Below are 25158 nucleotides of genomic sequence, written 5' to 3'. Positions count from 1 at the left end.
AAAGCGGAGCTTTGTCAGGGAAGACGAAGTCAACCCTGCCGTGGTCACTATATAAGCTCAAGTATAGTCTTGGGCTTTTTTTATATCTTTAGCCAATGGAACTTTTTATAGCCCTAATTGTCCTTTTTATATTTGGTGCGTTTTTGCTTTATACCGTTATGTTTTTGATTAGCCTCTTGGATGATATCAGCATAGCCTTATTTCAAAAGCCTCTATATATTCATCTGTATCTTAAGCCCAAAAAGATAACATCTCAGGAAGAGTTTATTTTGATGCAGAAATTTGAATTTTATCGAAAGTTATCGGACAAACACAAGGTATATTTTAGACACCGTTTGGCTTCTTTTATCAGGAAATATGAATTCATATCCCGAGAAGGTTTTCAAATCGATAAAGAGGTGCAAACGCACATAGCCGGAACTTATATTATGTTAACTTTTGGGATGCGACGCTATTTGCTGGATGCTTTTGACAAAATTATCATCTATCCAGAGGAATACTACTCCGGTCATTCGGAAGATTACCATAAAGGGGAGTTTAACCCGCGACTAAAAGCAGTAGTCTTTTCTTGGAAACATTTTACAGAAGGATATCAAATTGATAATGACAATCTCAATCTGGGCATACATGAGTTTTCACATGTCATTCATCATCACAGTTTAAGAAGCAACGACGGCAGTTCTTTAACCTTCAGAAAGCACTACGGCAAGTTGTATGAGCAAGTCAATCATCCACCCAATCGCCAACGTTTAATCGACTCCGATTATTTTCGCATTTATGCTTTTACCAATCCTTTTGAGTTTGTTTCGGTTATCATAGAACATTATTTTGAAACCCCTGAAGAATTCCGGTCTCAATTCCCGGAATTGTTTCATTTGGTGAGCAAAATGTTGAATCACAAACATTGATTTTGTGACTTCTCAGTAATTACAATTGGGTTAACTTCTTCAAGTCAGCTATGGTTTCAGTCGGATTTTGTGCGCCGAAAACATAACTGCCTGCGACAAGGACATCCGCGCCTGCTTGAACCAAAGCCTTGGCGTTTTTATCTGTTACGCCGCCATCGATTTCTATAATGGTCGAAGCTCCTTTGCGAATAATTAATTCTTTTAGTTTTTCCACTTTTGAGTAAGTGTTTTCAATATAAGATTGTCCGCCAAATCCCGGGTTAACGCTCATAAGGCAAACCAAATCAATGTCTTTGATAACATCTTCCAGTAAACTAACGTTGGTGTGCGGATTTAAAGCTACCCCGGCTTTCATGCCTTCGGCTTTGATGGCTTGTAGTGTTCGGTGTAAATGGGTACAAGCCTCGTAATGCACGGTTAAAATATTGGCGCCTAAAGAGGCAAAAGTCTTGATGTATCGGTCAGGATCTACAATCATCAAATGCACATCGATGGTTTTTTGTGCGTGTTTAGCAATGGCTTGTAGAACAGGCATTCCGAAAGAGATATTAGGTACGAAAACACCATCCATAATATCTATGTGAAACCAGTCGGCTTCACTGGCGTTAATCATTTCGATGTCGCGTTGTAAATTGGCAAAATCGGCGGCTAAAACGGATGGAGCAATAAGTGTGTTTTTCATTGGATTCAGTTGTGTGTTGTTGTTGCAAAATTAGGTTTTTAAGTGCAAAGTTCGCTAAGTTTTTTCGCTAATCACGAAATTCCAGGACGCAAATAAAGTATAGCTTGAATTTTAACAGAGATAGCGTTAGGGATAGGAGTGAAAATCCTTTTTTTAGGATTGCCCGAAGCTTGCGTAGGGAAATGCAATCCTAAAAAAGATTGGAACAGATAGCCCGGCCGAAGGTAACGCCAAAAAAGGAAAAGTAACTAAAAAATAAAACTCCGGGAACCCGAGCAAAGCGAACAGACTGGAGTTTTATTTGCCTTGCAAAAAATAAAACTCCGGTAATCAGCCGGAGTTTCAATCATCAATCAAAAAACGAACAGTTAATCAGACTGTTGTTGCGGTTATGGTAAATTCCAATTGTCAATTTTATATAACAAATTAAAGTCTTTTTTTTAATTTTAAAAACAAAACAGACTTAAAATTTGCTTATTATTATCCCAAATAGGTTTTTAAGATTTTACTTCTAGAAGTATGTTTTAATCTTCGAATCGCTTTTTCTTTAATTTGGCGAACGCGCTCACGGGTCAAATCGAAAGTTTCTCCGATTTCTTCCAACGTCATTGGGTGCTGGTCGCCTAAACCGAAATACAAACGTACTACATCGGCTTCACGCGGTGTTAAAGTTTCCAAAGATCTTTCGATTTCCGTGCGCAACGATTCGTGAATCAGTTCGCGGTCCGGATTTGGAGATTCGCCTGAACGCAATACATCGTATAGGTTAGAATCTTCTCCTTCTACTAAAGGCGCGTCCATGGACAAATGACGTCCGGAGTTTTTCATAGACTCTTTAACGTCGTTTACGGTCATGTCTAGCTCTTTGGCTATTTCTTCTGCTGAAGGCGCACGCTCGTTAGATTGTTCTAACAAGGCATACATTTTATTGATTTTGTTGATAGAACCGATTTTATTCAAAGGCAAACGAACGATACGCGATTGTTCGGCCAAAGCTTGAAGAATGGATTGGCGAATCCACCATACGGCATAAGAAATGAATTTAAAACCACGGGTTTCGTCGAAACGTTGTGCCGCTTTGATTAGTCCTAAGTTTCCTTCGTTAATCAAATCCGGCAAGGTTAAACCTTGATTTTGGTATTGTTTAGCCACTGAAACTACGAAACGTAGGTTGGCCTTGGTCAATTTTTCTAGGGCTCTTTGGTCTCCGGCTTTGATGCGTTGTGCTAGTTCCACTTCTTCATCAGCCGTGATCAAATCCACTTTTCCGATTTCTTGTAGGTACTTGTCTAAGGATGCGGTTTCACGATTGGTAACCTGCTTGGTGATTTTGAGCTGTCTCATTTATGTTCTCCTTTTCTTTAAAGTGTTCGGGTGGTTGTACGTAAAGAAGAATTATAAAGTTACAAAAAAAGTAAAAAAAAATAAAAATCCCGATTCAAACTAATGAATCGGGATTTGTTATGAATTAATATTTGAATTGGATTAACCCTTTGGAGCGTCTTTTTTATCTTCTCTAGGATGACGATTTTCATCTCTTGGCGGTCTTGGTAAAAGTGCTTTTTTAGACACTTTTTCTTTGCGGGTTTTAGGGTCGATACCTAAGTATTTTACCATAAACACATCGCCCATTTTTACTACGTCAGCAACGTTTTCAGTTCTTTCCCAAGCCAATTCGGATACGTGTAATAATACTTCGTTTCCTGGTGCAGCAGTATATTCTACTACGGCTCCGAAGTCGAGCATTTTAATTACTTTCACCTCGTAAGATTCACCAACTTCAGGTTTGAAGATGATAGAATCGATTTTGGCTAATACAGCTGCGATTCCGTCCGGATCTGTTCCTAAAATTTCCACTACACCTTGTTCGTCTACTTCGTTGATTACGATAGTAGTTCCGGTAGCTTTTTGTAATTCTTGAATCACTTTTCCGCCCGGTCCGATTAAGGCACCAATGAAATTGCCAGGAATGGTTCTCATGATGATTTTCGGAGCGTGTTTTTTAACATCCGGTCTTGGTGTAGCAATAGTTTCAACCAATTTGCCTAAGATGTGCATACGACCTTCACGAGCTTGATTCAAGGCTTGTTCCATGATGTCATAACGCAAGCCATCGATTTTGATGTCCATTTGACAAGCGGTTATACCGTCTTTGGTTCCTGTTACTTTGAAGTCCATATCTCCTAAGTGATCTTCATCTCCTAAGATGTCTGAAAGCACCGCGAACTTTTGGCCGTCGGTGATTAATCCCATGGCAATTCCGGAAACCGGTTTTACCATTTGTACTCCGGCATCCATTAAAGCCATAGTTCCGGCACATACTGTAGCCATTGAAGAAGAACCGTTAGATTCCAAAACTTCAGATACAATACGAATGGTATAAGGACAATCAGCAGGAATCATGTTTTTCAAAGCACGTTGTGCTAGGTTTCCGTGACCTACTTCTCTACGGGAAGTACCTCTTAAAGGTTTCGCTTCACCGGTTGAGAATGGTGGAAAATTATAGTGTAAGTAGAATTTTTCTTCTCCTTGTTCAGATGGCGAATCGATTTGGTTGGCTTCTCTGGATGTTCCCAAAGTAACGGTTGCCAAAGCTTGTGTTTCACCACGAGTAAATAATGAAGAACCGTGAACTGATGGTAAGTAATCCGTTTCACACCAAATTGGTCTGATTTCGGTTGTTTTTCTACCGTCTAAACGGATGCCTTTTTCGAGGATAACGTTACGAACCGCTTCTTTTTGTGTTTTGTAGTTGTATTTGCCTACTAACTCAGCTAAATCCGGATTTTCTGCATATTCTTCCTCAGTAAATAAAGCTTTTACTTCTTCTTTTACTGCCGCAAATTTTTCACCTCTTTCGCTTTTGGCTGAAGCTTCTTGAGCAATAGCGTAATATTTGTCGTAAGACGCTGCTTTTACTTTTTTATAGATGGCTTCGTCTTCTTTTTCTCCTTCATATTCTCTGTAAGCAGGCGAACCTACTGCTGCTCTCAATCTTTCTTGTGCTTGGATTTGAACTTTGATGGCTTCGTGAGCGAATTTAATCGCTTCCACCATTTCGTGTTCTGAGATTTCTTTCATTTCGCCTTCCACCATACAAACCGAGTCAGCTGAAGCACCAATCATCATATCAATGTCGGATCTTTCTAAATCGGTTTTGCTTGGGTTGATTACTAATTTTCCATCAACGCGGGCTACGCGTACTTCAGAAATTAAGTTGTAGAAAGGAATGTCGGATACAGCTAAAGCAGCTGAAGCAGCCAATCCCGCCAAGGCATCAGGCATTACGTTTTCGTCGTGAGACATTAACTGAATCATCACTTGAGTTTCAGCATGATAATCATCCGGGAAAAGCGGACGCAAAACACGATCCACCAAACGCATAGTTAACACTTCGCTGTCGCTCGGACGCGCTTCTCTTTTGAAAAAACCTCCCGGAAAACGTCCGGCGGCGGCAAATTTTTCACGGTAATCTACCGTTAACGGTAAAAAGTCAACACCGGGGTTTGAGGTTCTGGCAGATACGGCTGTGGCTAAAAGCATACAGTCGCCTAATCGTACTACTACAGCACCGTCGGCTTGTTTGGCTAATTTACCGGTTTCGATTAAGATGGTTCTCCCATCTCCCAAATCGATTGTTTCTTGGGTTACTTTTGGAATCATAAAAATTAATTCGTTTAAACAATTAGGTTAGTTGTGTTGTTGTTGTAGTTGTTGTAGTTGTGTAACCCAATGAAAAACCGAAACTTTTCTTTTATTTTAAAACAAAAAGAGGCGCGCAAGCACCTCTTTAGATATGTATTATTTTCTAATACCTAATTCTTTGATAATCTCACGATATCTGTTGATATCTTTTTTCTTCAAGTAATCTAAAAGACTTCTTCTTTTACCTACTAAAAGAACTAGAGAGCGCTCAGTGTTGTAATCGTGACGATTTTTTTTCAAGTGCTCAGTTAAGTGAGAGATTCTGAATGTGAACAACGCGATTTGCCCTTCAGCAGAACCGGTGTTTTCAGCTTTTCCTCCGTGTTTAGCGAAGATTTCAGCTTTTGTTTCTTTAGTTAAATACATTCCAATATTTATTTAAATGATTATTATGTATGAATTAAGACTTTCTCAATTCGAGCGCAAAGATAATTTTATTTTTTGATTAGGCAAATGAAAAGAGTGTAATAACTTAAAAAAGTTTGGCAACTTGCTCATTTACAAACTCTAAAAATCTTTCATCGGCTTCTGTGAAAGGATCGAGTACGTGACTGTCAATGTCGATCTGACCTATATTTACTCCATTTACAAATAACGGGACAACGATCTCTGATTTCACCGTAAAACTACAGGCGATATAATTGTCTTGGGCAGCCACATCAGGGACTACAAAGTTGGCATTCGATTCGGCTACTTGACCGCAAATACCCTTTCCAAACGGAATTATAGTGTGGTCAGTTTCGGCACCTACATAAGGACCAAGGTGTAGTGTTTTGGTTTCGTGATTAGCAAAGTAAAAACCAACCCAATTGTAATATGAGACTTTGTCAGATAGGAACTGACATAGGTTTCTAAGCTTAATATCTCTGTCAGTATTGATTTCCGTGAGTATGGCAATAACTTGCGGCTTTAAGTTTTCTAAATTCATTTTTTCCAATTTTTATGCAAAAGTAACGACTGCGCTTTTTTAATTTTATATAAATTTGTTAAAAATTCAGTCTTGAAGAATCTGCTACAGCAATACCGGCCTTTTTTACTATTTCTGGGAAAATTTTTGCTGACTTATGTTGTGCTGACCATATTGTATCAATCCTATTTAAATCGATTTGACCAATCCGATAATCAGGTAGATTCCTTTACCCAAATGGTGGCCGGTCAAACACAAACTGTATTGACCATTTTTGATGCTGAAGCCCGATTAGAGTCTCATTCGAAAGAACCTAGTGTTAAGGTAATTTACAACGGAAAGTATGTTTCTCGCATTATTGAAGGTTGTAATGCCATAAGCGTAATGATTTTGTTTGTATCGTTTGTGGTGGCATTCACCGGAAGATTCAAGCAAACTCTCTTATACATTCTATTTGGATTATTCTTAATACACATTCTAAACATATCTCGAATTGCCTTTTTGAGCATGGCGCTTTATCATTTTCCGGAGCAAGAACATTTGTTGCATGCGGTGATTTTTCCACTTGTTATTTATGGAGTTGTATTCTTGCTTTGGGTGATTTGGGTTAATAAATTTTCATTACATGCTGACAAAACTCCTGCAGAATAAACAACAAGTCTTCTGGATTTTCATCCTCGTTTTACTTTTGGTAGGTATTCGACTTTTCGAAAATCAACTATTTTACGACCCGTTTTTGGCGTATTTCAAAAGCGAATTTACACACGCTAAACTGCCGCCGTTTAATGTTTTCAAACTGTTTTTCAGTTTAGGAATGCGATTTTACCTCAATACTGTCATTTCCCTTTTCTTGTTGTATGTGATTTTTAAAGACACCAAAGTTGTCAAGTTTTCCATATTACTCTACATCATTTTAGGCTCTTTATTGTTAATTAGTTTTTTGTTTGTGTTGACTTTTTTTGGTGAAGAAAACAAAATGGCGCTCTTTTACCTCCGAAGATTTTTAATTCAGCCTTTATTTATATTGCTCTTCATTCCCGCTTTTTATTATCAAAAACAAGTCAAGAAGTAACCGAATTTTCGTAACTTTACGATTATTCCACAACACTATTGTCCATGAAAATTGTAAAGCATTCGGGAAGTATAGTCGATTTTAATCGCGACAAACTCAAACACTCCTTACTCAAATCGGGTGCCGATAAAAAAGTGGTGGACGATGTACTGCAAGTCATAGAAAAGCAAGTGTACAATGGTATTTCTACCAAAAAAATCTACAAATTGGCTTTTAACTTGCTCAAAAAATCGTCTCATTCTCATGCGGCACGTTACAATTTAAGAGCAGCATTGCAATTGTTGGGCCCGGCCGGTTTTTTCTTTGAAAAATACATTGCCCGTTTGTTTATTTCCGAAGGGTATTTAGCCCAAACCAATTTGTTTTTGTCCGGCAAATGTGTCGGACACGAAATAGACATCGCCATCGTGAAGAACAATTACATCGAAATGATTGAATGTAAGTTTCATGCCAGAAGCGAAACCAATTCAGATGTGAAAGTGCCGATGTATATTTTGTCGAGATTCAACGATTTGAAAGACAGAAATCATTTAATTTTTACCGAAAAAGACAAGATATCCGGATGTTGGATAGTGACCAATAATCGTTTTACAGCCGATGCCATGGCTTTCGCTCATTGTTCGGGTTTGCAATTGCTGAGTTGGGATTATCCCAAAGATTCCAGTTTGAAAAAAAGAATAGACGAAGGACAGCTTTATCCTATAACGTGTTTGACGACTTTAACCTTGGCCGAAAAAGACAAACTGCTGGTGCAGGATGTGATTTTAGCACAGGAAATTATCAATAATATGGAAGTCTTGGAGCAAATTGGTTTGAGTGCCAACCGTATAAAAAACGTCATCAAAGAAGCTTCCGAACTTTGTAAATACATTTAAGATGAAAATTAGATTTTTAGGCGGTGCCGGAACGGTTACCGGTTCCAAGACTTTAATAGAAAGCAACGGTGTTCGTATTTTAATTGACTGCGGACAATTTCAAGGAATCAAAACGTTGCGAGAACTGAATTGGGAACCGCTGCCAATTTTGCCTAGCAGTATCGACATTGTTTTGCTTACTCATGGTCATTTAGACCATTGCGGATGGTTGCCCAGATTGGTCAATCAAGGGTTTGAAGGTAAAATCTACTGCACAAGTCCTACAAAAGACATCACCAAACTGATATTGTTGGACAGTGCCAAAATTCAAGAAGAAGAAGCCGAAAAAGCCAATAAGGAGCATTTTTCCAAACACGAAAAAGCCGAGCCATTGTACGATTTAGCGCAAACCGAAAAAGTTTTTCCGCTTTTTAGAGTCGTAAAACCTGATGAAGATGTGCCGCTCGATGCGGAAATCACGGCTAAGTTCAGTAATGCCGGACATATCATTGGCGCTTGTAGTATCGAATTGCAATTGGAAAATAAAACACTGGTCTTTTCCGGTGATATCGGTCAGGATGATGATTTACTAATGTACGCGCCGGTAAAACCCCAAAAAGCCGATTATGTTTTCATGGAAAGTACCTACGGCAACAAACTCCATCCGCAAGAAGATGTTAAGTTACTCTTGGAAACTTATATCAACAACACAGTCCAGGCCGGCGGCACTACCATTATTCCGAGTTTTGCCGTTGAACGCGCTCAAACGTTAATGTATTTGCTTTGGCAGCTCAAAAAAGAAGACCGTTTGCCTGATATTCCGTATGTGATAGATACGCCTATGGGTATTAGTGTGCTCGATGTATTTATGGAGAATCGCAAATGGCATAAACTCTCAGAGCAGCAGTGTATTGACATGTGTAAAATGTTTACCATGAATTCGGAATATCAGGAAACCATCGCTACCATCTTCGACAAACAACCCAAAGTAGTAATTGCGGCCAGCGGTATGATTACCGGCGGAAGGGTATTAAGTTATTTGGAACGTTACATCGGTTTGCCTGAAACCACTGTGATTATCGTCGGATACCAAGCCGAAGGTACACGCGGTAGAAAACTATTAGAAGGTGCTTCCGAAATCAAAATTTACGGCAAATATTATCCGGTCTTGGCCAAAGTTTTGGAGATAGAAGGGTTGTCGGCTCACGGCGATCAAAATGATTTGCTCAATTGGTTATCGGAACTCCAAAACAAGCCTCAAAAAGTATTTCTGCTACACGGCGAAAACGAACCCAGCGATGAGCTTCGCATTAAAATACAAGAAAAATTCGGCTTTGATTGTTCCGTGCCTATGATGGGACAAGAAGTTGATTTGTAAGTTTTAAGACCATTTTAAGTTTTTGAAAAAGTTATATTGTTAACTTTGTGCCATGAATTTCAAAAAGCACATAAGCCTATTGACCGCGTTGCTGATATTGGTTTCCAATTCGGGAATGGCTTTTACCGTGCATTTTTGTCAAGGAAAGATAGCTTCCGTTTCTTCTGTTTTTGCAGATGAAGAAGTGTGCGATATGCCTGTTGTAGTTGAAAAAAACTGCTGTACAAAAGTAGAAACCACACACAAAAAGTGTTGTTCCGATAAGAAAGTCGATTTAAAAAATAAAACCGAGAAAATCATTATTAAAACGATTTCACTCGATTTTGAACCGGTCTATTTCTCTGAATACAAAAACCTTGTTTTTACCGTAGCTGAATCACCGAAAAAAGTGGATGAAAAAGTAGCTTTTTATTGTGATTCTCATGCGCCGCCACTTTACCAACTCTACTGCCAATATACTCTTTACGCCTGATTTGATTTTAATTCCGATGTGATTCTCAGACCTGTAGAATCTTAAAACAGAATTAATTTTAAATCATAATCTATGAAAACATCATTGTTATTCCTCACAATGTTGTTCGCTGCCGTAAGTTTCTCTCAAGAAAATATCAAACAAGATACCTTGAAGACCGTTACGGTAGAAGGCAGCCGAAAAGGAATAAAAAAATCACTCAATCTTACCGCCAATACTACCTTGGTAACCAGTAAAGAATTACTCAAAGCGGCTTGTTGTAACTTGGCCGAAAGCTTTGAAACCAATCCGTCTATAGATGTTAATTTTTCCGATGCGTTAACCGGAACCAAGCAAATTAAGATGCTCGGATTAACCAGTCCATATATCCTTATTGCTGAAGAAAATATTCCTTCGGTACGCGGAGCTTCTCAAGCCTACGGGATGTCGTTCACTCCCGGAACCTGGGTCGAAAGTATCCAAATCACTAAAGGCGCCGGTAGTGTAGTGAATGGCTTCGAGAGTATTTCGGGGCAAATCAATACTGAACTAATCAAACCGATAGGCGATATTCCATTCTTCTTGAATGCTTATGGCGATACCGGAAGTCGATTCGAATTGAATACCCATTTCAATCAAAAAGTGTCTGATAAATGGGCAACGAGTTTATTTGTACATGGCAATGCCCGCGTGGCTAAAAATGATATGAACAATGACGGCTTTTTAGACAATCCTTTAGGGAAACAATTCAATGTGGTCAATCGTTGGCAATATGCTAATCCGGAATCGGGCTGGGTTTCTTTTTTGAATCTTCGTTATATGAATGATGAAAAGCAAACCGGACAATTGGATTTTGATCCCGACAGAGACAAATTGACTACGAACTTTTGGGGTTCGGAAATCAATACCGAGCGACTGGATTTCAGTTCTAAAGTAGGCTACGTTTTCAAAGACATGCCTTACCAAAGTATCGGTTTCCAAAATGCTTTCAGCAATCACAATCAGCAGTCGTATTTCGGATTAAACCAATATAATATCAAACAACAAAGCTATTATTCAAACTTGATTTTCAATTCGATTATCAGCAATACGATGCACAAGTTTGCTACAGGTTTGAACTTTACGTACGATAAATATGCCGAGTTCGTAAATTTGGCAGATGTAAGCAGAATTGACAATTCGGTGGGTGCTTTCTTCGAATATACTTTCGACGATAACGATAAGTTCAGTTATATTTTAGGCGGAAGAATGGACTATCACAATAGGTTAGGAGCTTTTTTTACACCAAGATTACATGTGAAATATAATCCTTGGGAAAAATCGGTGTTCCGTTTTTCTGCAGGACGCGGCAAACGTGCGGCCAATATTTTTGCCGAAAACCAAAATCTTTTTGCCAGTTCCCGAGTATTCTCGGTATTAGATACAAATGGTAAAATTTACGGATTGGATGCAGAAATTGCTTGGAATTACGGATTGAGTTTTACCCAAAATTTTATCTTATTCGGGATGAAAGCTGATACAACTATCGATTTTTACCGAACCGATTTCCAAAATCAAGCTGTAGTTGACATCATGAACTCGCCACAACAAGTCCTGTTTTACAACTTAGACGGAAAATCCTACGCCAATAGTTTGCAACTCGATTTTAATGTTGAAATCATAAAACATTTGAACTTGAGAACGGCTTATAAATACTATGATATTTCCACTGATTATGTTTCGGGTAGTTACCAGCGACCTTTGCAAGCTAAACATCGTTTCTTCGGAAATGTAGAGTACGCTACACACATTGTTGATAATGGAAAACAATGGCGATTTGATTTCACTTGGAATTGGTTAGGAAAGCAACAATTACCGAATACGTCAACCAATCCGCAACAGGATCGATTGCCGAATTTTTCACCTTCGTTTTCTACCTTGAATGCTCAAATTACCAGAACTTTTTCGAGTACTTTTGAAGTGTATCTTGGTGGTGAAAACATAGGGAATTATACCCAAAACAAGGCTGTTTTAGGAGCAGACAATCCATTCGGACCAACTTTTGACACTTCGATAGTGTATGCGCCGGTTTTCGGACAAATGTATTATGCCGGATTGCGATTCAAGATTAAATAAGAATAATAACAATATAATTTAAAAGAAAGATTATGAAAAATATAGTGATAGGAATGCTTTTACTGCTGGTAAGTTTTTCAGCGCAAGCACAAGACAAGAAAAATAAAAATGCCAAATACGATTTTGAAGTCAACGGTAATTGTGAAATGTGTAAAAAGCGAATTGAGAAAGCAGCTTTTTCGGTTTCCGGAGTTAAAAGTGCCGTTTGGCATATTGATGACCATAAATTACATTTGATAATTAATGAAGAAAAATGTTCGTTAGTGGATGTTAAAAAGGCTATTGCTAAAGTCGGACATGATACCGAAGACATCAAAGCTACCGATGAAGATTATAACAGACTTCACGGCTGTTGTATGTACGAAAGAAAATAATTTTAAAAACTCCTTCAAGCGAAGGAGTTTTTTTATTGTTATTTTTACCAAAAAAAGTTTTGAGAATACTATTAACTCTTATTGCGTCTGCTTTTTTAACTGTTGGTTTTTCCCAACCAATGAAGCAAGATCAACGCATTTGGATGGCTTACTCAGGCCAATACAAAGCGTCACCCAATTGGGGCTATCATATGGAAGCCCAGTTCAGAATGGAAAATCAGTTGGAGCAAAATCTGCAAAATTTATTTCGGATTGGTGTAATTTATCATCTTTCCGAATCCAAAAATATTACGGCAGGATACGCCTTGGTAAACACCTATAATGCAACTGTTGCTGGTTATTTTAAGGAAAATCGTCTTTGGCAGCAATATCAAGTTACGACTAAATGGTCGAAGCATCTTTTAATCAATCGCTTTCGATTGGAACAACGATGGGTAGAGCAATTTCGAGTTTCAGAAATGGAGCAAATTACTTCGGAAACTGATTATCAAAATCGATTTCGCTTTTTGAACCGCTTTTTAATGCATTTGACTCAATTAAATTCGGATAAAGAACAACTTTACGTGGTTTTACAAAATGAGTTTTTTGCCACTGTAGGTCAAAATGCTGTAAACTCAAAAGTGGTAGATCAAAACCGATTTTTGGTTGGAGTCGGACTCAACTATAACAATACCATTCGATTAGAATTAGGTTATTTAAATCACTTCATAACTTCGTCTACAGCCCCCGATTTAATGAACCATACTGTTTCAATTTCTTTGTTTCATAATATCGTGTTATAAAAAATATAAAGTAGTAACTATCCCGAAAAATATCCTTAATTTCACACTCGAATTTTTACCCTTAATTTTTTAGTCCATGAGTGATTTTGATTGGATGCAGTTGCTAAATCCTGAGTTTTATATTACCATGTCGCTAGGCGGCGTTAGAGTTGGTCTTTGGATTGTATTGTTTATAGTATTTGCCGAGACCGGTTTGTTTGCCGGATTCTTTTTGCCTGGAGACAGTTTGTTGTTTTTGGCAGGAATTTACAGCCGTGATTTGGTTGAGAACTTTGCCATCATAGAGAGTGAAGTTTTAAATGTAACCTTGTTGGCCTTTTTAGTTGCAGTAGCCGGAATTATCGGAAATATGGTGGGCTATTGGTTTGGTGCAAAAAGTGGCTACTATTTGTACAAGAAAGAAGATAGTTTTTGGTGGAAGAAAAAATACCTTATCCAATCCAAAGAATTTTTTGAAAGATATGGTGGAAAGGCTATAATTTTTGCTCGGTTTTTACCGGTTGTCAGAACCTTTGCTCCAATTGTAGCCGGAATTGTGACAATGGATAAAAAGAAATTTATGTTCTATAACATTCTGAGTTCTTTCTTGTGGTCATTCAGTTTGATATTCGCCGGCCATTATTTATATGGGGTGTTTTTAGAGGAGTTTGACATCGACTTAAAGCATCACATTGAGAAGATTGTAATCGTAATTATCTTGATTTCAACTTTCCCTGTTTTTCTCAAAATGATTAAGAAAACGCCGAACACAGAATCGGAAGCCTAATAAAAAAAGCCTCAATTAAATATTGAGGCTTTTTTATTTGCAATGTATTTCTTTTACATCATACCCGGCATTCCGCCACCCATTGGCATTCCGCCACCGGCATTTTCTTCTTTGATTTCTACCAAAGCACATTCGGTAGTTAAAATCATTCCGGAAACTGAGGCTGCGTTTTCTAAGGCTACACGGGTTACTTTTTTAGGGTCGATGATTCCGGCTTTTAGCATGTCTACATATTCATCGGTTTTGGCATTGTATCCAAAGTTGGCTTTTCCTTCGGCTACTTTGGCTACTACAACTGAACCTTCTAAACCGGCATTTTCAACGATGGTTCTCAGTGGCGATTCTACAGCACGAGATACAATTTGAATTCCGGTAGCTTCATCGGCATTGCTTGCTTTCAATTTGTCTAAGACAGCTTTAGCTCTTAACAAAGCCACACCGCCACCGGCCACGATTCCCTCTTCAACGGCTGCACGAGTCGCATGTAAAGCGTCGTCTACACGGTCTTTTTTCTCTTTCATTTCTACTTCAGAAGCGGCGCCAACGTACAATACGGCTACACCACCGGCCAATTTAGCCAAACGCTCTTGGAGTTTTTCTCTGTCGTAATCAGAAGTCGTAGTTTCCATTTGGGCTTTGATTTGGTTCACACGATTTTTAATCATGTCTGCATTTCCGGCTCCGTTTACGACTGTCGTATTGTCTTTATCGATGGTTACTTTTTCAGCAGTTCCCAACATTTCTAAAGTGGCATTTTCTAAAGTGTATCCGCTCTCTTCCGAAATTACGGTTCCACCGCTCAAGATGGCAATGTCTTCCAACATTGCTTTTCTTCTGTCGCCGAATCCAGGCGCTTTAACAGCGGCAATTTTTAATGCTCCACGCAGTTTGTTAACCACTAAAGTAGATAGTGCTTCACCATCAACATCTTCAGCAATAATCAATAATGGTTTTCCTGATTGTGCTACAGGCTCTAACACCGGTAGCAACTCTTTTAAGGAAGAAACTTTTTTATCGTAAAGTAGGATGTAAGGTCTTTCCAATTCCACTTCCATTTTTTCAGGATTGGTCACGAAGTAAGGCGATAAATAACCTCTGTCGAATTGCATTCCCTCTACTACATCAACATAAGTGTCGGTTCCTTTGGCTTCTTCTACCGTAATTACGCCTTCTTTACCTACTTTGGCAAAAGCAGTAGCAATTAATTCACCAATTACTTCATCGTTATTGGCAGAGATAGAAGCGATTTGTTTGATTTTTTCAGAGTCGCTACCAACAACCTGAGCTTGTTTGCCCAAATCTTCAATAATAGCTTCCACTGCTTTGTCAATTCCGCGTTTTAAGTCCATTGGATTGGCACCTGCGGCTACGTTTTTCAAACCTTCTTTAACGATAGCTTGCGCTAGTACGGTTGCGGTTGTAGTTCCGTCACCTGCTAAATCGTTGGTTTTAGAAGCTACTTCTTTTACCATTTGTGCACCCATATTTTCCAGAGCATCCTTTAGTTCTACTTCTTTAGCTACTGAAACACCGTCTTTGGTTACGGTTGGTCCGCCAAAAGATTTTGAAATGATTACATTTCTTCCTTTTGGTCCTAAAGTTACTTTTACAGCATTCGCTAAGGCATCAACGCCACGTTTTAAACCGTCGCGTGCTTCAATGTCGAATTTTATATCTTTTGCCATTTTTGTGTTTGTTTTTAGTCTTAATAATTAATACTTAATCCTTACTATTTATTAGATGATTGCAAGAATGTCATCTTCACGCATGATCAGATAATCCTTGCCGTCGAATTTTAAATCGGTTCCGGCGTATTTGCCGTATAAAACAGTGTCGCCAACTTTTACTGTTAACGGTTGGTCTTTTTTTCCGTTACCTACTGCCACTACAACACCTTTTTGCGGTTTTTCTTTAGCAGTATCAGGAATGATAATTCCGGAAGCTGTTTGTGTTTCAGCTGCTGCCGGTTCCACAATAACTCTGTCAGAAAGAGGTTTAATGTTTAATGCCATGATGTTATATTTTTAGGTTATAATATTTTGTTGCCTTCGCTTTTTCAGAAATTATGCCAAGGGTTTTTTACTGTCATTTTTTCCTAAAAAAAATGCCAGCATGTCAGCGCTGGCATTTGGATTAAGAATATACTCTTGTTTATTTTTTCTCTTCTGTTGGTTGAGCCGGAGTGGATACCGGGGCTTCTGTAGCTGTTTTAGGTGCTACAGCCTCAGTTTGGTCGATTACTTTAGAATCGGTTTGACCACCGCCCATTCCCGGGAAGCTCAAACTTGATAACAAAATCAAAAGAATCAATACCGCAGCTAACGTCCAAGTACTTTTATCTAAAAAGTCTGTTGTTTTTTGAACACCGCCTAACATTTGCGAACCGCCCAATGATGAAGACAAACCGCCACCTTTAGGGTTCTGAACCATAACGGCAATGACCAATAAAAAACAAACCAAGGTTATTAATGCTAAAAAGATGGTAAACATAATGTATTATAATTAGTTATTATTTTGTTGTAAAATCTTTATGTCCGAAATTCGGTTTGCAAAGAAACTACTTTTTTCCGGATATTTCAAAATTAATATTTCATAAGCTTGAATTGCTTTCGAATATTTTTTTTGTTCTAAATAAACCCGAGCCAAAGTTTCGGTCATTAGATGGGAAGTGTCTTCTGAAAATGGCTCTATAGTTGCGACTACAGCATCTTTGGCCACCGGAATAATTTTCGGATTGTTTTCAATGAATTTATCGATTAATTCCAATTTTTTCTTTTTGGCTTCTTCAACTGGAGCATTTTTTGGTGCAGTTTCCTCCCGAACAATAGGTTTTAATCGGGATAATTGCAACCACTCTTGGAACGAGTGTTTCTCATTTTTAGAAAACTCTAATGGTTTACCCAATTCCAGTTTTTCTTCCACTTTTTGTGTTTCATCAATGCCGGCTTCTTTGATAGAAGTCAGTATGGATTGTTCTAACGGATTCACTGTTGGTTCCTGATAAGCAACTTTTACCTCTTCCAATCCGATTACCTTGATGTTCATCAATTCTTCCAACTTTTTCTCGTAATGTCCTTTTTGCACCGAAACAAAGGAATCCGAAGTGATAAAGTCGAACAAAATACTTCTGTCCGTGGTGTAAGCAGCCGATACTTTCAGCGCATGATTGTAATTAAAACTATCCTGATTGTACAAGTGCTTCAACTTTAACACCCGTGCACTCTGAAAATAGGGGAAAGCCCTTAGTACTTGGTCCAGGGTTTCCGCATGCCTATCGTTGATGGCTTCGGGTTTGTTGAGTAAGTATGTATAATCGGTTAGGTTCAAAATTATCTGGTGTCAGTTACTTTGTAAAGTTATAAAAGCGACGAACTGTTTTTACCATTTGGCTAGTGATTCGTTAAATATGTCTTGTGTGATTCGTTCGAAAATAACGTCTAACGCATCGGTTAATTGTGAGCCAACCAACTGACTCGAACCGCCGTAGTCATAAAAGAAGGAAAATCTTTTTTCAAAGTTATCTTCTTCTTTGTTTTTGTTTGAAAATCGAACCATTACTGAGATAGTCAAGCGGTTTTGGGCAGCTCTTTGTTCGGCAGTTGCGGTCATCGGCGTTATTCGAAATTCAACAATTTCCCCTTCATATAACAGGTCACCATTGGAATTGGTTAAATTCAGGTTGGTTTGGTTCTGAATTAAATCTTGCAAACGCAAGGTGAAAGTTCTTTCAATTCCGGGTTCTACTAATTCGGCTTTATTTTGGAAATAATTTACCTGAAAGGTCTTTGCGTTAACCGGTTTGGCTCCTGTAAAATTGTAGACGCCACAACCACTTAGGCTGAATGCAATTAGAACTGGTAAAATGAATTTTATACTTTTCATGAATTTATTTTCGAGGGTAAATATAACCAATATTTGGATTTTGCGAGAGTATCAAGTATTACAAATCAAACTGTTTGATTTTTCGATACAATGTTCGCTCTGAAATTCCCAATTCGTCTGCAGCCGCTTTTCTCTTGCCTTTGTTTCGTTCCAACGCTTTTTTGATGAGTTCCAGTTCCTTGGCTTCCAATCGAAGGGTTTCCTCTTCGTCAACGGTTTCAGCCATCAAGTAATTAGTGTCGTCTTCGTCTTCAAACTCTTCTTGTTGCGACTGATTTTGAGTGGGAATCACATTGATGTGCGGTTCGGCTTCGAATACAATTTCGTTGTTTGTCTCTTTAGAGCCGTAGACTTTCTGAATCAAGCTCGGATTAATATCCTGCACTTTAGCACCGTTTTTTATGAGTTCTAAAGTCAGTTTTTTCAAATCGTTCAAATCACTCTTCATGTCGAAAAGCACTTTGTATAAAATATCCCGTTCTGTGGCAAAATCACTGTCCGATTTTTTACTGCCAACCACAGAAGGTAATTGGTTACTCTCCATCGGTAAATAGGATTGTAATGTGGCCAATGATATGTCGCGATTGGTTTCTAAAACCGAAATCTGTTCTGCTACGTTGCGCAACTGACGGATATTACCGCTCCAACGATAGCGTTGTAAGAATTGAACAGCCTCATCACTCAACTTAATGGGAGGCATTTTGTATTTATGGGCAAAATCGGCGGCAAACTTTCTAAACAACAGGTGAATATCATCTTTTCGATCGCGTAACGGTGGCAAAGTAATGTCAACGGTACTCAAACGATAGTACAAATCTTCGCGGAATTTTCCTTTTTCAATCGCATCAAACATATTCACGTTGGTGGCCGCTACAATACGTACATTGGTTTTTTGTACTTGCGAAGAACCTACTTTTATGAACTCGCCATTTTCTAAAACACGCAGCAAACGAACTTGCGTTGTTAGCGGTAATTCGCCCACTTCATCCAAGAAAATGGTACCGCCATCGGCTACTTCAAAATAACCTTCACGGGTATTGGTAGCGCCGGTGAAAGCCCCTTTTTCGTGTCCGAATAATTCACTGTCAATGGTTCCTTCAGGAATCGCACCACAGTTAACGGCGATGTATTTGCCGTGTTTTCTGTGAGACAGCGAATGGATAATTCTGGGAATACTTTCTTTACCCACGCCGCTTTCACCCACAACCAATACCGAAATGTCAGTCGGAGCAACCTGTATGGCTTTCTCTATGGCGCGGTTGAGTTTCGGGTCGTTCCCGATAATCTCAAAGCGTTGTTTTATGTTTTGAACTGATTCCATGTTGTTTATTATTTCACCACGAATTGCACTAATTTTCACAAATTAAAATTTCGCTAAAGAACTAATCTCTTGTGGATTAGTGATTTGTTTTGAAAGTTGGCAATGATTCCGAGTTGAGAATCAGCCAGCTTCATGTAGTTTAGTGCTTGCGCTATATGCTCGTTATTAATTTCTTTAACCGATTTTACTTCTAAAATAATTTCATCAAATACAATAAAGTCAGCGTAAAATTTATGAGGAAGTACGTTCCCTTTATATTCAATTAAAAACTCTTTTTCCCTTACAAAAGGAATGTTGTTGTTTTTAAATTCAATTTCCAAAGCATCTTTATATACAATTTCTAACAAACCCGGACCTAAAAGGCGATGGACTTCCATGCAAAGACCAACTATGGTATAGTTTTCTTCTTGTTTATACAGCTCCATAATTAGTGAGAATTTGTGTAATTCGTGGCCAATCTATTGCATCGGACTGTACCCAACCGCTTCACCAATCAATGTGGCTGTTGTACAATCGGTTACTTTTACTAACACAAAATCACCTTCTTTATAATTTTCTTTCGGGAAAACAGTCACTACATTCTCCGAGTTTCTGCCGCTCCAGTGTTTGTCAGATTTCTTAGATTCTTTTTCTATCAATACTTCTACAGTTTGGCCCAAGAAACGCTTGGTTCTTTTTTCGCTTAATATTTGTTGTAAGTCTACAATTTCTTGTAAACGTCTTTTTTTCACTTCTTCCGGAACATCATCTTCCATTTTACGCGCCGCCAAAGTACCCGGTCTTTCGGAATAAGCAAACATATAGCCGAAGTCGTATTCCACATATTCCATCAAACTCAAGGTGTCTTGGTGATCTTCTTCAGTTTCTGTCGGGAAACCGGCAATCATGTCTTGCGAAATGGAGCAATCCGGAATAATACGTTTGATTTTATCCACCAATTCCATGTATTCTTCACGGGTGTGTTGGCGGTTCATTTCTTTTAAAATTCTAGTGCTTCCGCTTTGCACCGGTAAGTGAATATAGTTACAAACATTGTTGTATTTGGCTATCACATGCAACACTTCTTCGTGCATATCCTGCGGATTTGAAGTCGAAAAACGGAAACGCATTTTAGGGAATTGTACGGCACACATCTCTAACAATTGGGCAAAATCAACGGCAGTGGCTTTTTGCATTTCGGTGGCTTTGTCAAAGTCTTTCTTCAAACCGCCGCCGTACCACAAATAACTGTCCACATTCTGACCCAATAAGCAAACTTCTTTAAAACCTCTGTCCCATAAATCTTGGATTTCGGCCATAATGCTTTGCGGTTCTCTACTGCGTTCACGACCGCGGGTAAACGGTACCACGCAAAACGTACACATATTGTCGCAACCACGTGTAATCGAAACAAAAGCATTCACGCCATTGCTGTTCAAACGCACCGGAGAAACATCGCCGTAGGTTTCATCTTTGGAAAGGATCACGTTAATAGCGTCGCGACCTTCCTCGACTTCTTTCAATAAATTCGGTAAGTCTTTGTAAGCGTCAGGACCAACCACCATGTCTACGATTTTTTCTTCTTCGAGGAATTGACTTTTCAAACGCTCGGCCATACAGCCCAAAACGCCCACTTTCATGCCCGGATTAATGCTGCGTTTTACCGCATTATATTTTTCCAAACGCTTGCGCACGGTTTGTTCCGCTTTGTCTCGGATGGAACAAGTGTTCACCAAAACCAAATCGGCTTCTTCCAACTTTTGAGTGGTATTATACCCTTGTTCGGTTAAAATGGACGCTACAATTTCGCTGTCCGAAAAATTCATCGCACAACCGTAACTTTCTATAAATAGTTTTTTGCTATTGCCTTCTTTGTGTTCTAAAACCAAGCTGGTGCCTTGTTTTTTCTCGTCAATTTCCTTTTCCATAAAATGATTTTCGCTTAATCGGACAGCAAAGATAATACTAAATTCGGAAATCTGACAAGATGGCAGAAACGGTTTAACAAAAGTTTTGGAGCGAATGGTTTGGGTGTATTAGTAATCCCTGTTCCCGCTGTACGCTCTGCACGGCGCCGCTTCCATCGGGGCTAGATAGGCTTTGTCTTTTGTCTCGGTTGACTTCGAAAAAAGTTTGTGAAAAGACTACCTATATATTAAGGTGTCAATTTCTTTTATGGGTCAATCACCGTTAAAAAGTTGCACTAAATCGATATTTTAAAAAAAACGTTTACTTTTGTCCGCGTAAACAATCGGGATATGGCAAAGAATTTAGTTATCGTGGAGTCGCCGGCAAAGGCCAAAACAATCGAAAAATTTCTCGGAAGTGAGTTTCAGGTAGAGTCGAGTTACGGCCACATAGCCGACTTACCTTCCAAAGAAATAGGAGTAGACGTTGCCAACGGGTTTAAGCCCAAGTATGAGGTGTCTTCTGATAAAAAAGCTCTGGTCAAAAAACTGAAAGATTTGTCTAAAAATGCGGAAACCGTTTGGTTGGCTTCCGATGAGGACCGCGAGGGAGAAGCCATTTCTTGGCACTTGGCGGAAGAATTGAAATTAGATAAGGCTAAAACCAAAAGAATTGTTTTCCACGAAATTACCAAAACCGCTATTCAAAAAGCGATTGAAAACCCGCGCGGCATCGATTACAACTTAGTCAATGCGCAACAAGCCCGTCGTGTTTTGGACAGACTGGTGGGTTACGAACTCTCGCCGGTATTGTGGAAAAAAGTCAAAGGAGGATTATCGGCCGGACGTGTGCAATCGGTTTCTGTTCGTTTGATTGTTGAGCGTGAAAGAGAAATTCAAGAATTCAAAGCAGTAGCTTCGTATTCGGTTACAGCCGAGTTTACCAATGAAGCCGGAAAAGTAGTCAAAGCCAAATTGCCGAAGAACTTCGCTACCAAAAAAGAAGCGGAAGACTTTTTGCAAAAAAACATTGGCTCTATATACAAGGTAGCCGATTTGGAAACCAAACCAACCAAAAAATCTCCTGCAGCTCCGTTTACCACTTCCACTTTGCAACAGGAAGCAGCACGTAAATTGTATTTTCCGGTTGGCATTACGATGCAAATTGCTCAAAGGTTGTACGAGGCCGGACTCATTACTTACATGAGAACCGACAGTGTAAACTTGTCTCAAGAAGCCATGGCCGCGGCTCAAGCAGAAATCACCAGTTACTATGGAGCTGAATACAGCAAGCCTCGAAATTACAATACCAAATCCAAAGGTGCGCAAGAAGCTCACGAGGCTATTCGTCCGACAGACATGTCGCGTCACACCGTGAACGTTGAAAGAGACCAAGCACGCTTGTATGAACTGATTTGGAAAAGAACTTTAGCGTCTCAAATGGCTGATGCGGAATTGGAACGTACCATTGTAAAGATAGAAGCCAACAACCATTCGGAAGTATTCCAAGCTACCGGTGAAGTCATCAAGTTTGAAGGTTTCTTAAAAGTTTATTTAGAAGGTAACGACGACGACGATGAAGAACAAGAAGGCATGTTGCCGGCTTTAAAGATTAACGAAAAATTACACAATAATAATATCACTGCGACCGAAAGATATTCGCGTCCGCCGTCAAGATACACCGAAGCTTCTTTGGTGAAGAAGTTAGAGGAATTAGGAATCGGTCGTCCGTCTACCTATGCGCCAACTATTTCTACCATCATCAACAGAAATTATGTTGAGAAAGGTAACTTAGACGGTGTAGAACGAAAATATGTACAGTTGACTTTAAAAGACAGTAAAGTCGACGAAAAGATTTTAAAAGAAAACACCGGTTCCGATAAAGGAAAATTGGTACCAACAGATATCGGAACTATTGTAAACGACTTTTTAGTAAAGAACTTTGAAGCCATTTTAGATTACAATTTTACCGCTAAAGTAGAGCAAGACTTTGACGAAATAGCTGAAGGAAATATCGATTGGGCTAAAATGATGCAGGATTTCTACAACAAGTTTCATCCGAATGTAATTGAAGTAGAGAAAAATGCCGACAGAGAAAGCGGTGAGCGCATTTTAGGTGCTGATCCGAAAACGGGTAAACCGGTATCGGTGCGTTTGGGGAAATTCGGGCCTATGGCTCAAATTGGAGATGCAGAAGACGAAAACAAACAATTTGCGAGTTTGCGTCAAGATCAAAACATCGGTAATATTACTCTGGAAGAAGCGCTGAATTTGTTTTTGTTGCCGAAAAACCTCGGTACCTATAACGGAGAAGAAGTTGAAGTGAGCAACGGTCGTTTCGGACCTTATGTTCGTTTCGGCAAACAATTCATTTCACTTCCAAAAGGCGAAGATCCCTTGGATGTGACTATGGAAAGAGCACAGGAATTAATTGATGAAAAAACCAAAGCTGATGCGCCAATCGGAACATATCAAAATATGGACGTACAAAAGGGCGTTGGTCGTTTTGGTCCGTTCTTAAAGTGGAATGGCATGTTTATCAATGTCAATAAAAAATACGATTTCAATAACCTATCGCAATCTGATATCGAAACATTAATCGATGAGAAGTTACAGAAAGACATTGATAAAGTCATACATCATTGGAAAGAGGAAGGTATTTTGGTGGAAAAAGCCCGCTGGGGAAAATCAGTCATCACCAAAGGAAAAATCAAAATCGAATTGAATAAAGATGTTGATGCTGCCAAATTAACCTTGGAGCAAGTACAAGAAATGATTGCCAAGAAAACCCCTGAGAAAAAGACTGCTGCCAAAAAAGATCCGGCCAAAAAAGCAACCGCAAAAAAAACAACCGCCAAAAAAAAGTAACCTATGGAATTTGATTTTCTTTCACCGGTTGACAATGAAATTATACAATATATAAAAGGTCTGTCTTCACAGCATCTTGGTAGTAAAGTGTCATTCCATACCGATAAAGATTTTCCTGATTTGGATCTGATTAAGATTGCCGTTGTTGGTGTTTTAGAAAATCGCGGCAACACAAAGGCTTTCGAAGAAGTGAATTTGAATGCCGTTCGAAAAGAATTGTATAGTTTGTTTCCCGGTAATTGGCAAAGTGCTATCGCTGATTTGGGCGACATCTATCCCGGGAACTCTTTAGAGGATACTTATTTTGCTTTGCAAAAAGTGGCAGCTAAATTAATTCGCAAAGGTGTTATACCTATCATAATAGGTGGTTCACAAGATTTGACTTATCCGTTGTACAGGGCTTACGATAGTTTGGAGCAGATGGTGAACTTGGTGGCTATTGATAGTAAATTTGATTTCGGCAAACAAGAAGACGGCATAACCTCCGATTCTTATTTGTCAAAGATTGTATTAGACGAGCCGAACAACTTATTCAATTATTGTAATATCGGTTATCAAACGTATTTCAATTCACAAGAAGAAATTGATTTGATTGAAAAATTATATTTCGATGCTTATCGCTTAGGTGAAATTTCCAACAATATTGCACTCTCAGAACCGGTTTTCAGAGATGCTGATATTGTTTGTTTGGATTTAACATCGGTAAAGTCCTCAGATTCAGGGAATTTGATTAATTTTATCCCAAATGGTTTTAATGGTAAAGAAATTTGCAGCTTAACCCGATATGCCGGGATTAGTGATAAGGTGAGTTCGTTTGGTGTTTTCAATCACAATAACACTAAAGAAGAGGCAGTGTTAATTGCACAATCGATCTGGTATTTCATGGAAGGAGTTAATTTTCGTTCTAATGAATATCCATTCGGAACTAAAGAAAACTATTTAAAATACATTGTTCCTTTAGAAAGTGAAGAATTGGTTTTTTACAAGAGCAACAAAACGGATCGTTGGTGGATTGAAATTAATTTTTTCGCAGGACAACACAATAAATTGAAAAAAAACACGTTATTACCGTGTTCGCATGAGGAATATCTGGCTGCGTGTAATCACGAGATACCGGAAAGATGGTGGAAAGCACAAAGAAAAAATTGTTTGTAATTATTTAGAGAGTAATAATAATATATTATGTAGTCTTTAGATTACAAAAAAT

At 38.8% G+C, this 25158-nt stretch carries 25 protein-coding genes; 12 read left to right on the top strand and 13 right to left on the bottom strand.

Annotated features, from left to right (window positions below):
* Positions 1-95: 95 nt before the first annotated feature.
* Positions 96-908 carry a zinc-dependent peptidase gene (locus tag Q0M21_RS10235; RefSeq protein WP_295337812.1) on the top strand — a complete coding sequence of 271 codons (813 nt, stop codon included), beginning with the start codon at positions 96-98 and terminating at the stop codon, positions 906-908.
* Positions 909-927: 19 nt separating this feature from the next.
* On the opposite strand, the gene rpe is transcribed toward Q0M21_RS10235, so the two are convergent.
* The 5 genes from rpe to Q0M21_RS10210 form a co-directional block, all read right to left on the bottom strand.
* Positions 928-1590: a ribulose-phosphate 3-epimerase gene (gene rpe, locus Q0M21_RS10230; protein ID WP_295337810.1), complete on the bottom strand. Its 663-nt coding sequence runs from the start codon at positions 1588-1590 to the stop codon at positions 928-930.
* Positions 1591-2070: 480 nt separating this feature from the next.
* On the bottom strand, positions 2071-2934 hold the full coding sequence (locus tag Q0M21_RS10225; protein WP_026711939.1) for a sigma-70 family RNA polymerase sigma factor: 864 nt from the start codon (positions 2932-2934) through the stop codon (positions 2071-2073).
* 141 nt (positions 2935-3075) lie between these two features.
* Positions 3076-5253: a polyribonucleotide nucleotidyltransferase gene (locus tag Q0M21_RS10220; RefSeq protein WP_295337807.1), complete on the bottom strand. Its 2178-nt coding sequence runs from the start codon at positions 5251-5253 to the stop codon at positions 3076-3078.
* Positions 5254-5391: 138 nt separating this feature from the next.
* Positions 5392-5661, bottom strand: coding sequence for a 30S ribosomal protein S15 (gene rpsO / locus Q0M21_RS10215; RefSeq protein WP_026724205.1), 270 nt, complete (start codon positions 5659-5661; stop codon positions 5392-5394).
* Between the two features lie 106 nt (positions 5662-5767).
* A complete protein-coding gene (locus Q0M21_RS10210; RefSeq protein WP_295337804.1) occupies positions 5768-6223 on the bottom strand; it encodes a GAF domain-containing protein in 456 nt (151 codons plus the stop codon).
* Positions 6224-6295: 72 nt separating this feature from the next.
* Here Q0M21_RS10210 and xrtF point away from each other — a divergent pair, with 72 nt between their 5' ends.
* The 9 genes from xrtF (at position 6296) to Q0M21_RS10165 (ending at position 13994) form a co-directional block, all read left to right on the top strand.
* On the top strand, positions 6296-6853 hold the full coding sequence (gene xrtF / locus Q0M21_RS10205) for an exosortase family protein XrtF (protein ID WP_295337802.1): 558 nt from the start codon (positions 6296-6298) through the stop codon (positions 6851-6853).
* Entirely contained in the window at positions 6828-7274 is a 447-nt protein-coding gene (locus tag Q0M21_RS10200) for an exosortase F system-associated protein (protein WP_295337800.1), read from the top strand. Before xrtF ends, Q0M21_RS10200 begins: the two co-directional genes overlap by 26 nt.
* Before the next feature lie 44 nt (positions 7275-7318).
* Complete coding sequence (locus tag Q0M21_RS10195) at positions 7319-8149, top strand: ATP cone domain-containing protein (RefSeq protein WP_295337798.1); 831 nt, start codon at positions 7319-7321, stop codon at positions 8147-8149.
* Position 8150: 1 nt separating this feature from the next.
* On the top strand, positions 8151-9506 hold the full coding sequence (locus Q0M21_RS10190) for an MBL fold metallo-hydrolase RNA specificity domain-containing protein (RefSeq protein WP_295337795.1): 1356 nt from the start codon (positions 8151-8153) through the stop codon (positions 9504-9506).
* 52 nt (positions 9507-9558) lie between these two features.
* A complete protein-coding gene (locus tag Q0M21_RS10185) occupies positions 9559-9978 on the top strand; it encodes a hypothetical protein (protein ID WP_295337790.1) in 420 nt (139 codons plus the stop codon).
* A 72-nt stretch (positions 9979-10050) separates the two neighbouring features.
* Positions 10051-12072 carry a TonB-dependent siderophore receptor gene (locus Q0M21_RS10180; RefSeq protein ID WP_295337788.1) on the top strand — a complete coding sequence of 674 codons (2022 nt, stop codon included), beginning with the start codon at positions 10051-10053 and terminating at the stop codon, positions 12070-12072.
* Between the two features lie 32 nt (positions 12073-12104).
* On the top strand, positions 12105-12446 hold the full coding sequence (locus tag Q0M21_RS10175; RefSeq protein WP_295337786.1) for a metal transporter: 342 nt from the start codon (positions 12105-12107) through the stop codon (positions 12444-12446).
* A 119-nt stretch (positions 12447-12565) separates the two neighbouring features.
* Positions 12566-13228 carry a DUF2490 domain-containing protein gene (locus tag Q0M21_RS10170; protein ID WP_295337784.1) on the top strand — a complete coding sequence of 221 codons (663 nt, stop codon included), beginning with the start codon at positions 12566-12568 and terminating at the stop codon, positions 13226-13228.
* A gap of 76 nt (positions 13229-13304) precedes the next feature.
* The gene (locus Q0M21_RS10165) at positions 13305-13994 is read left to right on the top strand and encodes a VTT domain-containing protein (RefSeq protein WP_295337782.1); all 690 of its coding nucleotides are present in this window, start codon (positions 13305-13307) and stop codon (positions 13992-13994) included.
* Positions 13995-14047: 53 nt separating this feature from the next.
* Here the strand turns inward: Q0M21_RS10165 and groL are convergent, their stop codons facing one another.
* From groL to miaB, 8 genes are all read right to left on the bottom strand, one after another.
* On the bottom strand, positions 14048-15679 hold the full coding sequence (gene groL / locus Q0M21_RS10160; protein ID WP_295337780.1) for a chaperonin GroEL: 1632 nt from the start codon (positions 15677-15679) through the stop codon (positions 14048-14050).
* A 51-nt stretch (positions 15680-15730) separates the two neighbouring features.
* Positions 15731-16006, bottom strand: a complete 276-nt coding sequence (gene groES, locus Q0M21_RS10155) for a co-chaperone GroES (RefSeq protein WP_290875581.1) — start codon at positions 16004-16006, stop codon at positions 15731-15733.
* A gap of 139 nt (positions 16007-16145) precedes the next feature.
* The gene (secG, locus tag Q0M21_RS10150; RefSeq protein WP_295337778.1) at positions 16146-16484 is read right to left on the bottom strand and encodes a preprotein translocase subunit SecG; all 339 of its coding nucleotides are present in this window, start codon (positions 16482-16484) and stop codon (positions 16146-16148) included.
* Between the two features lie 12 nt (positions 16485-16496).
* Complete coding sequence (locus Q0M21_RS10145; RefSeq protein ID WP_295337776.1) at positions 16497-17321, bottom strand: tetratricopeptide repeat protein; 825 nt, start codon at positions 17319-17321, stop codon at positions 16497-16499.
* Between the two features lie 51 nt (positions 17322-17372).
* The gene (locus tag Q0M21_RS10140; RefSeq protein ID WP_295337774.1) at positions 17373-17876 is read right to left on the bottom strand and encodes an LptE family protein; all 504 of its coding nucleotides are present in this window, start codon (positions 17874-17876) and stop codon (positions 17373-17375) included.
* Between the two features lie 58 nt (positions 17877-17934).
* Positions 17935-19197 (bottom strand): sigma-54-dependent Fis family transcriptional regulator, encoded by a 1263-nt coding sequence (locus tag Q0M21_RS10135; RefSeq protein ID WP_295337772.1) that lies wholly within the window; start codon positions 19195-19197, stop codon positions 17935-17937.
* A gap of 53 nt (positions 19198-19250) precedes the next feature.
* A complete protein-coding gene (locus tag Q0M21_RS10130) occupies positions 19251-19622 on the bottom strand; it encodes a GxxExxY protein (RefSeq protein ID WP_295337770.1) in 372 nt (123 codons plus the stop codon).
* Between the two features lie 33 nt (positions 19623-19655).
* Positions 19656-21104 carry a tRNA (N6-isopentenyl adenosine(37)-C2)-methylthiotransferase MiaB gene (gene miaB, locus Q0M21_RS10125; RefSeq protein ID WP_295337768.1) on the bottom strand — a complete coding sequence of 483 codons (1449 nt, stop codon included), beginning with the start codon at positions 21102-21104 and terminating at the stop codon, positions 19656-19658.
* A 330-nt stretch (positions 21105-21434) separates the two neighbouring features.
* On the opposite strand from miaB, the gene topA reads away from it, so the two are divergent.
* The gene (topA, locus tag Q0M21_RS10120) at positions 21435-23951 is read left to right on the top strand and encodes a type I DNA topoisomerase (protein ID WP_295337767.1); all 2517 of its coding nucleotides are present in this window, start codon (positions 21435-21437) and stop codon (positions 23949-23951) included.
* 3 nt (positions 23952-23954) lie between these two features.
* Positions 23955-25106 carry a formimidoylglutamase gene (locus Q0M21_RS10115; RefSeq protein WP_295337765.1) on the top strand — a complete coding sequence of 384 codons (1152 nt, stop codon included), beginning with the start codon at positions 23955-23957 and terminating at the stop codon, positions 25104-25106.
* Positions 25107-25158 lie beyond the last annotated feature (52 nt).

Source organism: Flavobacterium sp., from assembly GCF_024710485.1.
GTDB lineage: Bacteria > Bacteroidota > Bacteroidia > Flavobacteriales > Flavobacteriaceae > Flavobacterium.
This window is presented reverse-complemented; position numbering and strand designations above follow the sequence as displayed.

Bases quoted from the DNA above. Each gene is read 5' to 3' on its own strand.
- Q0M21_RS10140 (WP_295337774.1), bottom strand. From the start codon at position 17,876: ATGAAAAGTATAAAATTCATTTTACCAGTTCTAATTGCATTCAGCCTA.
- topA (WP_295337767.1), top strand. From the start codon at position 21,435: ATGGCAAAGAATTTAGTTATCGTGGAGTCGCCGGCAAAGGCCAAAACA.
- Q0M21_RS10195 (WP_295337798.1), top strand. From the start codon at position 7,319: ATGAAAATTGTAAAGCATTCGGGAAGTATAGTCGATTTTAATCGCGAC.
- Q0M21_RS10130 (WP_295337770.1), bottom strand. From the start codon at position 19,622: ATGGAGCTGTATAAACAAGAAGAAAACTATACCATAGTTGGTCTTTGC.
- Q0M21_RS10175 (WP_295337786.1), top strand. From the start codon at position 12,105: ATGAAAAATATAGTGATAGGAATGCTTTTACTGCTGGTAAGTTTTTCA.
- Q0M21_RS10115 (WP_295337765.1), top strand. From the start codon at position 23,955: ATGGAATTTGATTTTCTTTCACCGGTTGACAATGAAATTATACAATAT.
- secG (WP_295337778.1), bottom strand. From the start codon at position 16,484: ATGTTTACCATCTTTTTAGCATTAATAACCTTGGTTTGTTTTTTATTG.
- Q0M21_RS10170 (WP_295337784.1), top strand. From the start codon at position 12,566: ATGAAGCAAGATCAACGCATTTGGATGGCTTACTCAGGCCAATACAAA.
- Q0M21_RS10210 (WP_295337804.1), bottom strand. From the start codon at position 6,223: ATGAATTTAGAAAACTTAAAGCCGCAAGTTATTGCCATACTCACGGAA.
- Q0M21_RS10220 (WP_295337807.1), bottom strand. From the start codon at position 5,253: ATGATTCCAAAAGTAACCCAAGAAACAATCGATTTGGGAGATGGGAGA.
- groES (WP_290875581.1), bottom strand. From the start codon at position 16,006: ATGGCATTAAACATTAAACCTCTTTCTGACAGAGTTATTGTGGAACCG.
- Q0M21_RS10190 (WP_295337795.1), top strand. From the start codon at position 8,151: ATGAAAATTAGATTTTTAGGCGGTGCCGGAACGGTTACCGGTTCCAAG.
- miaB (WP_295337768.1), bottom strand. From the start codon at position 21,104: ATGGAAAAGGAAATTGACGAGAAAAAACAAGGCACCAGCTTGGTTTTA.
- Q0M21_RS10165 (WP_295337782.1), top strand. From the start codon at position 13,305: ATGAGTGATTTTGATTGGATGCAGTTGCTAAATCCTGAGTTTTATATT.
- Q0M21_RS10200 (WP_295337800.1), top strand. From the start codon at position 6,828: ATGCTGACAAAACTCCTGCAGAATAAACAACAAGTCTTCTGGATTTTC.
- Q0M21_RS10235 (WP_295337812.1), top strand. From the start codon at position 96: ATGGAACTTTTTATAGCCCTAATTGTCCTTTTTATATTTGGTGCGTTT.
- rpe (WP_295337810.1), bottom strand. From the start codon at position 1,590: ATGAAAAACACACTTATTGCTCCATCCGTTTTAGCCGCCGATTTTGCC.
- Q0M21_RS10180 (WP_295337788.1), top strand. From the start codon at position 10,051: ATGAAAACATCATTGTTATTCCTCACAATGTTGTTCGCTGCCGTAAGT.
- Q0M21_RS10185 (WP_295337790.1), top strand. From the start codon at position 9,559: ATGAATTTCAAAAAGCACATAAGCCTATTGACCGCGTTGCTGATATTG.
- groL (WP_295337780.1), bottom strand. From the start codon at position 15,679: ATGGCAAAAGATATAAAATTCGACATTGAAGCACGCGACGGTTTAAAA.
- Q0M21_RS10135 (WP_295337772.1), bottom strand. From the start codon at position 19,197: ATGGAATCAGTTCAAAACATAAAACAACGCTTTGAGATTATCGGGAAC.
- Q0M21_RS10225 (WP_026711939.1), bottom strand. From the start codon at position 2,934: ATGAGACAGCTCAAAATCACCAAGCAGGTTACCAATCGTGAAACCGCA.
- rpsO (WP_026724205.1), bottom strand. From the start codon at position 5,661: ATGTATTTAACTAAAGAAACAAAAGCTGAAATCTTCGCTAAACACGGA.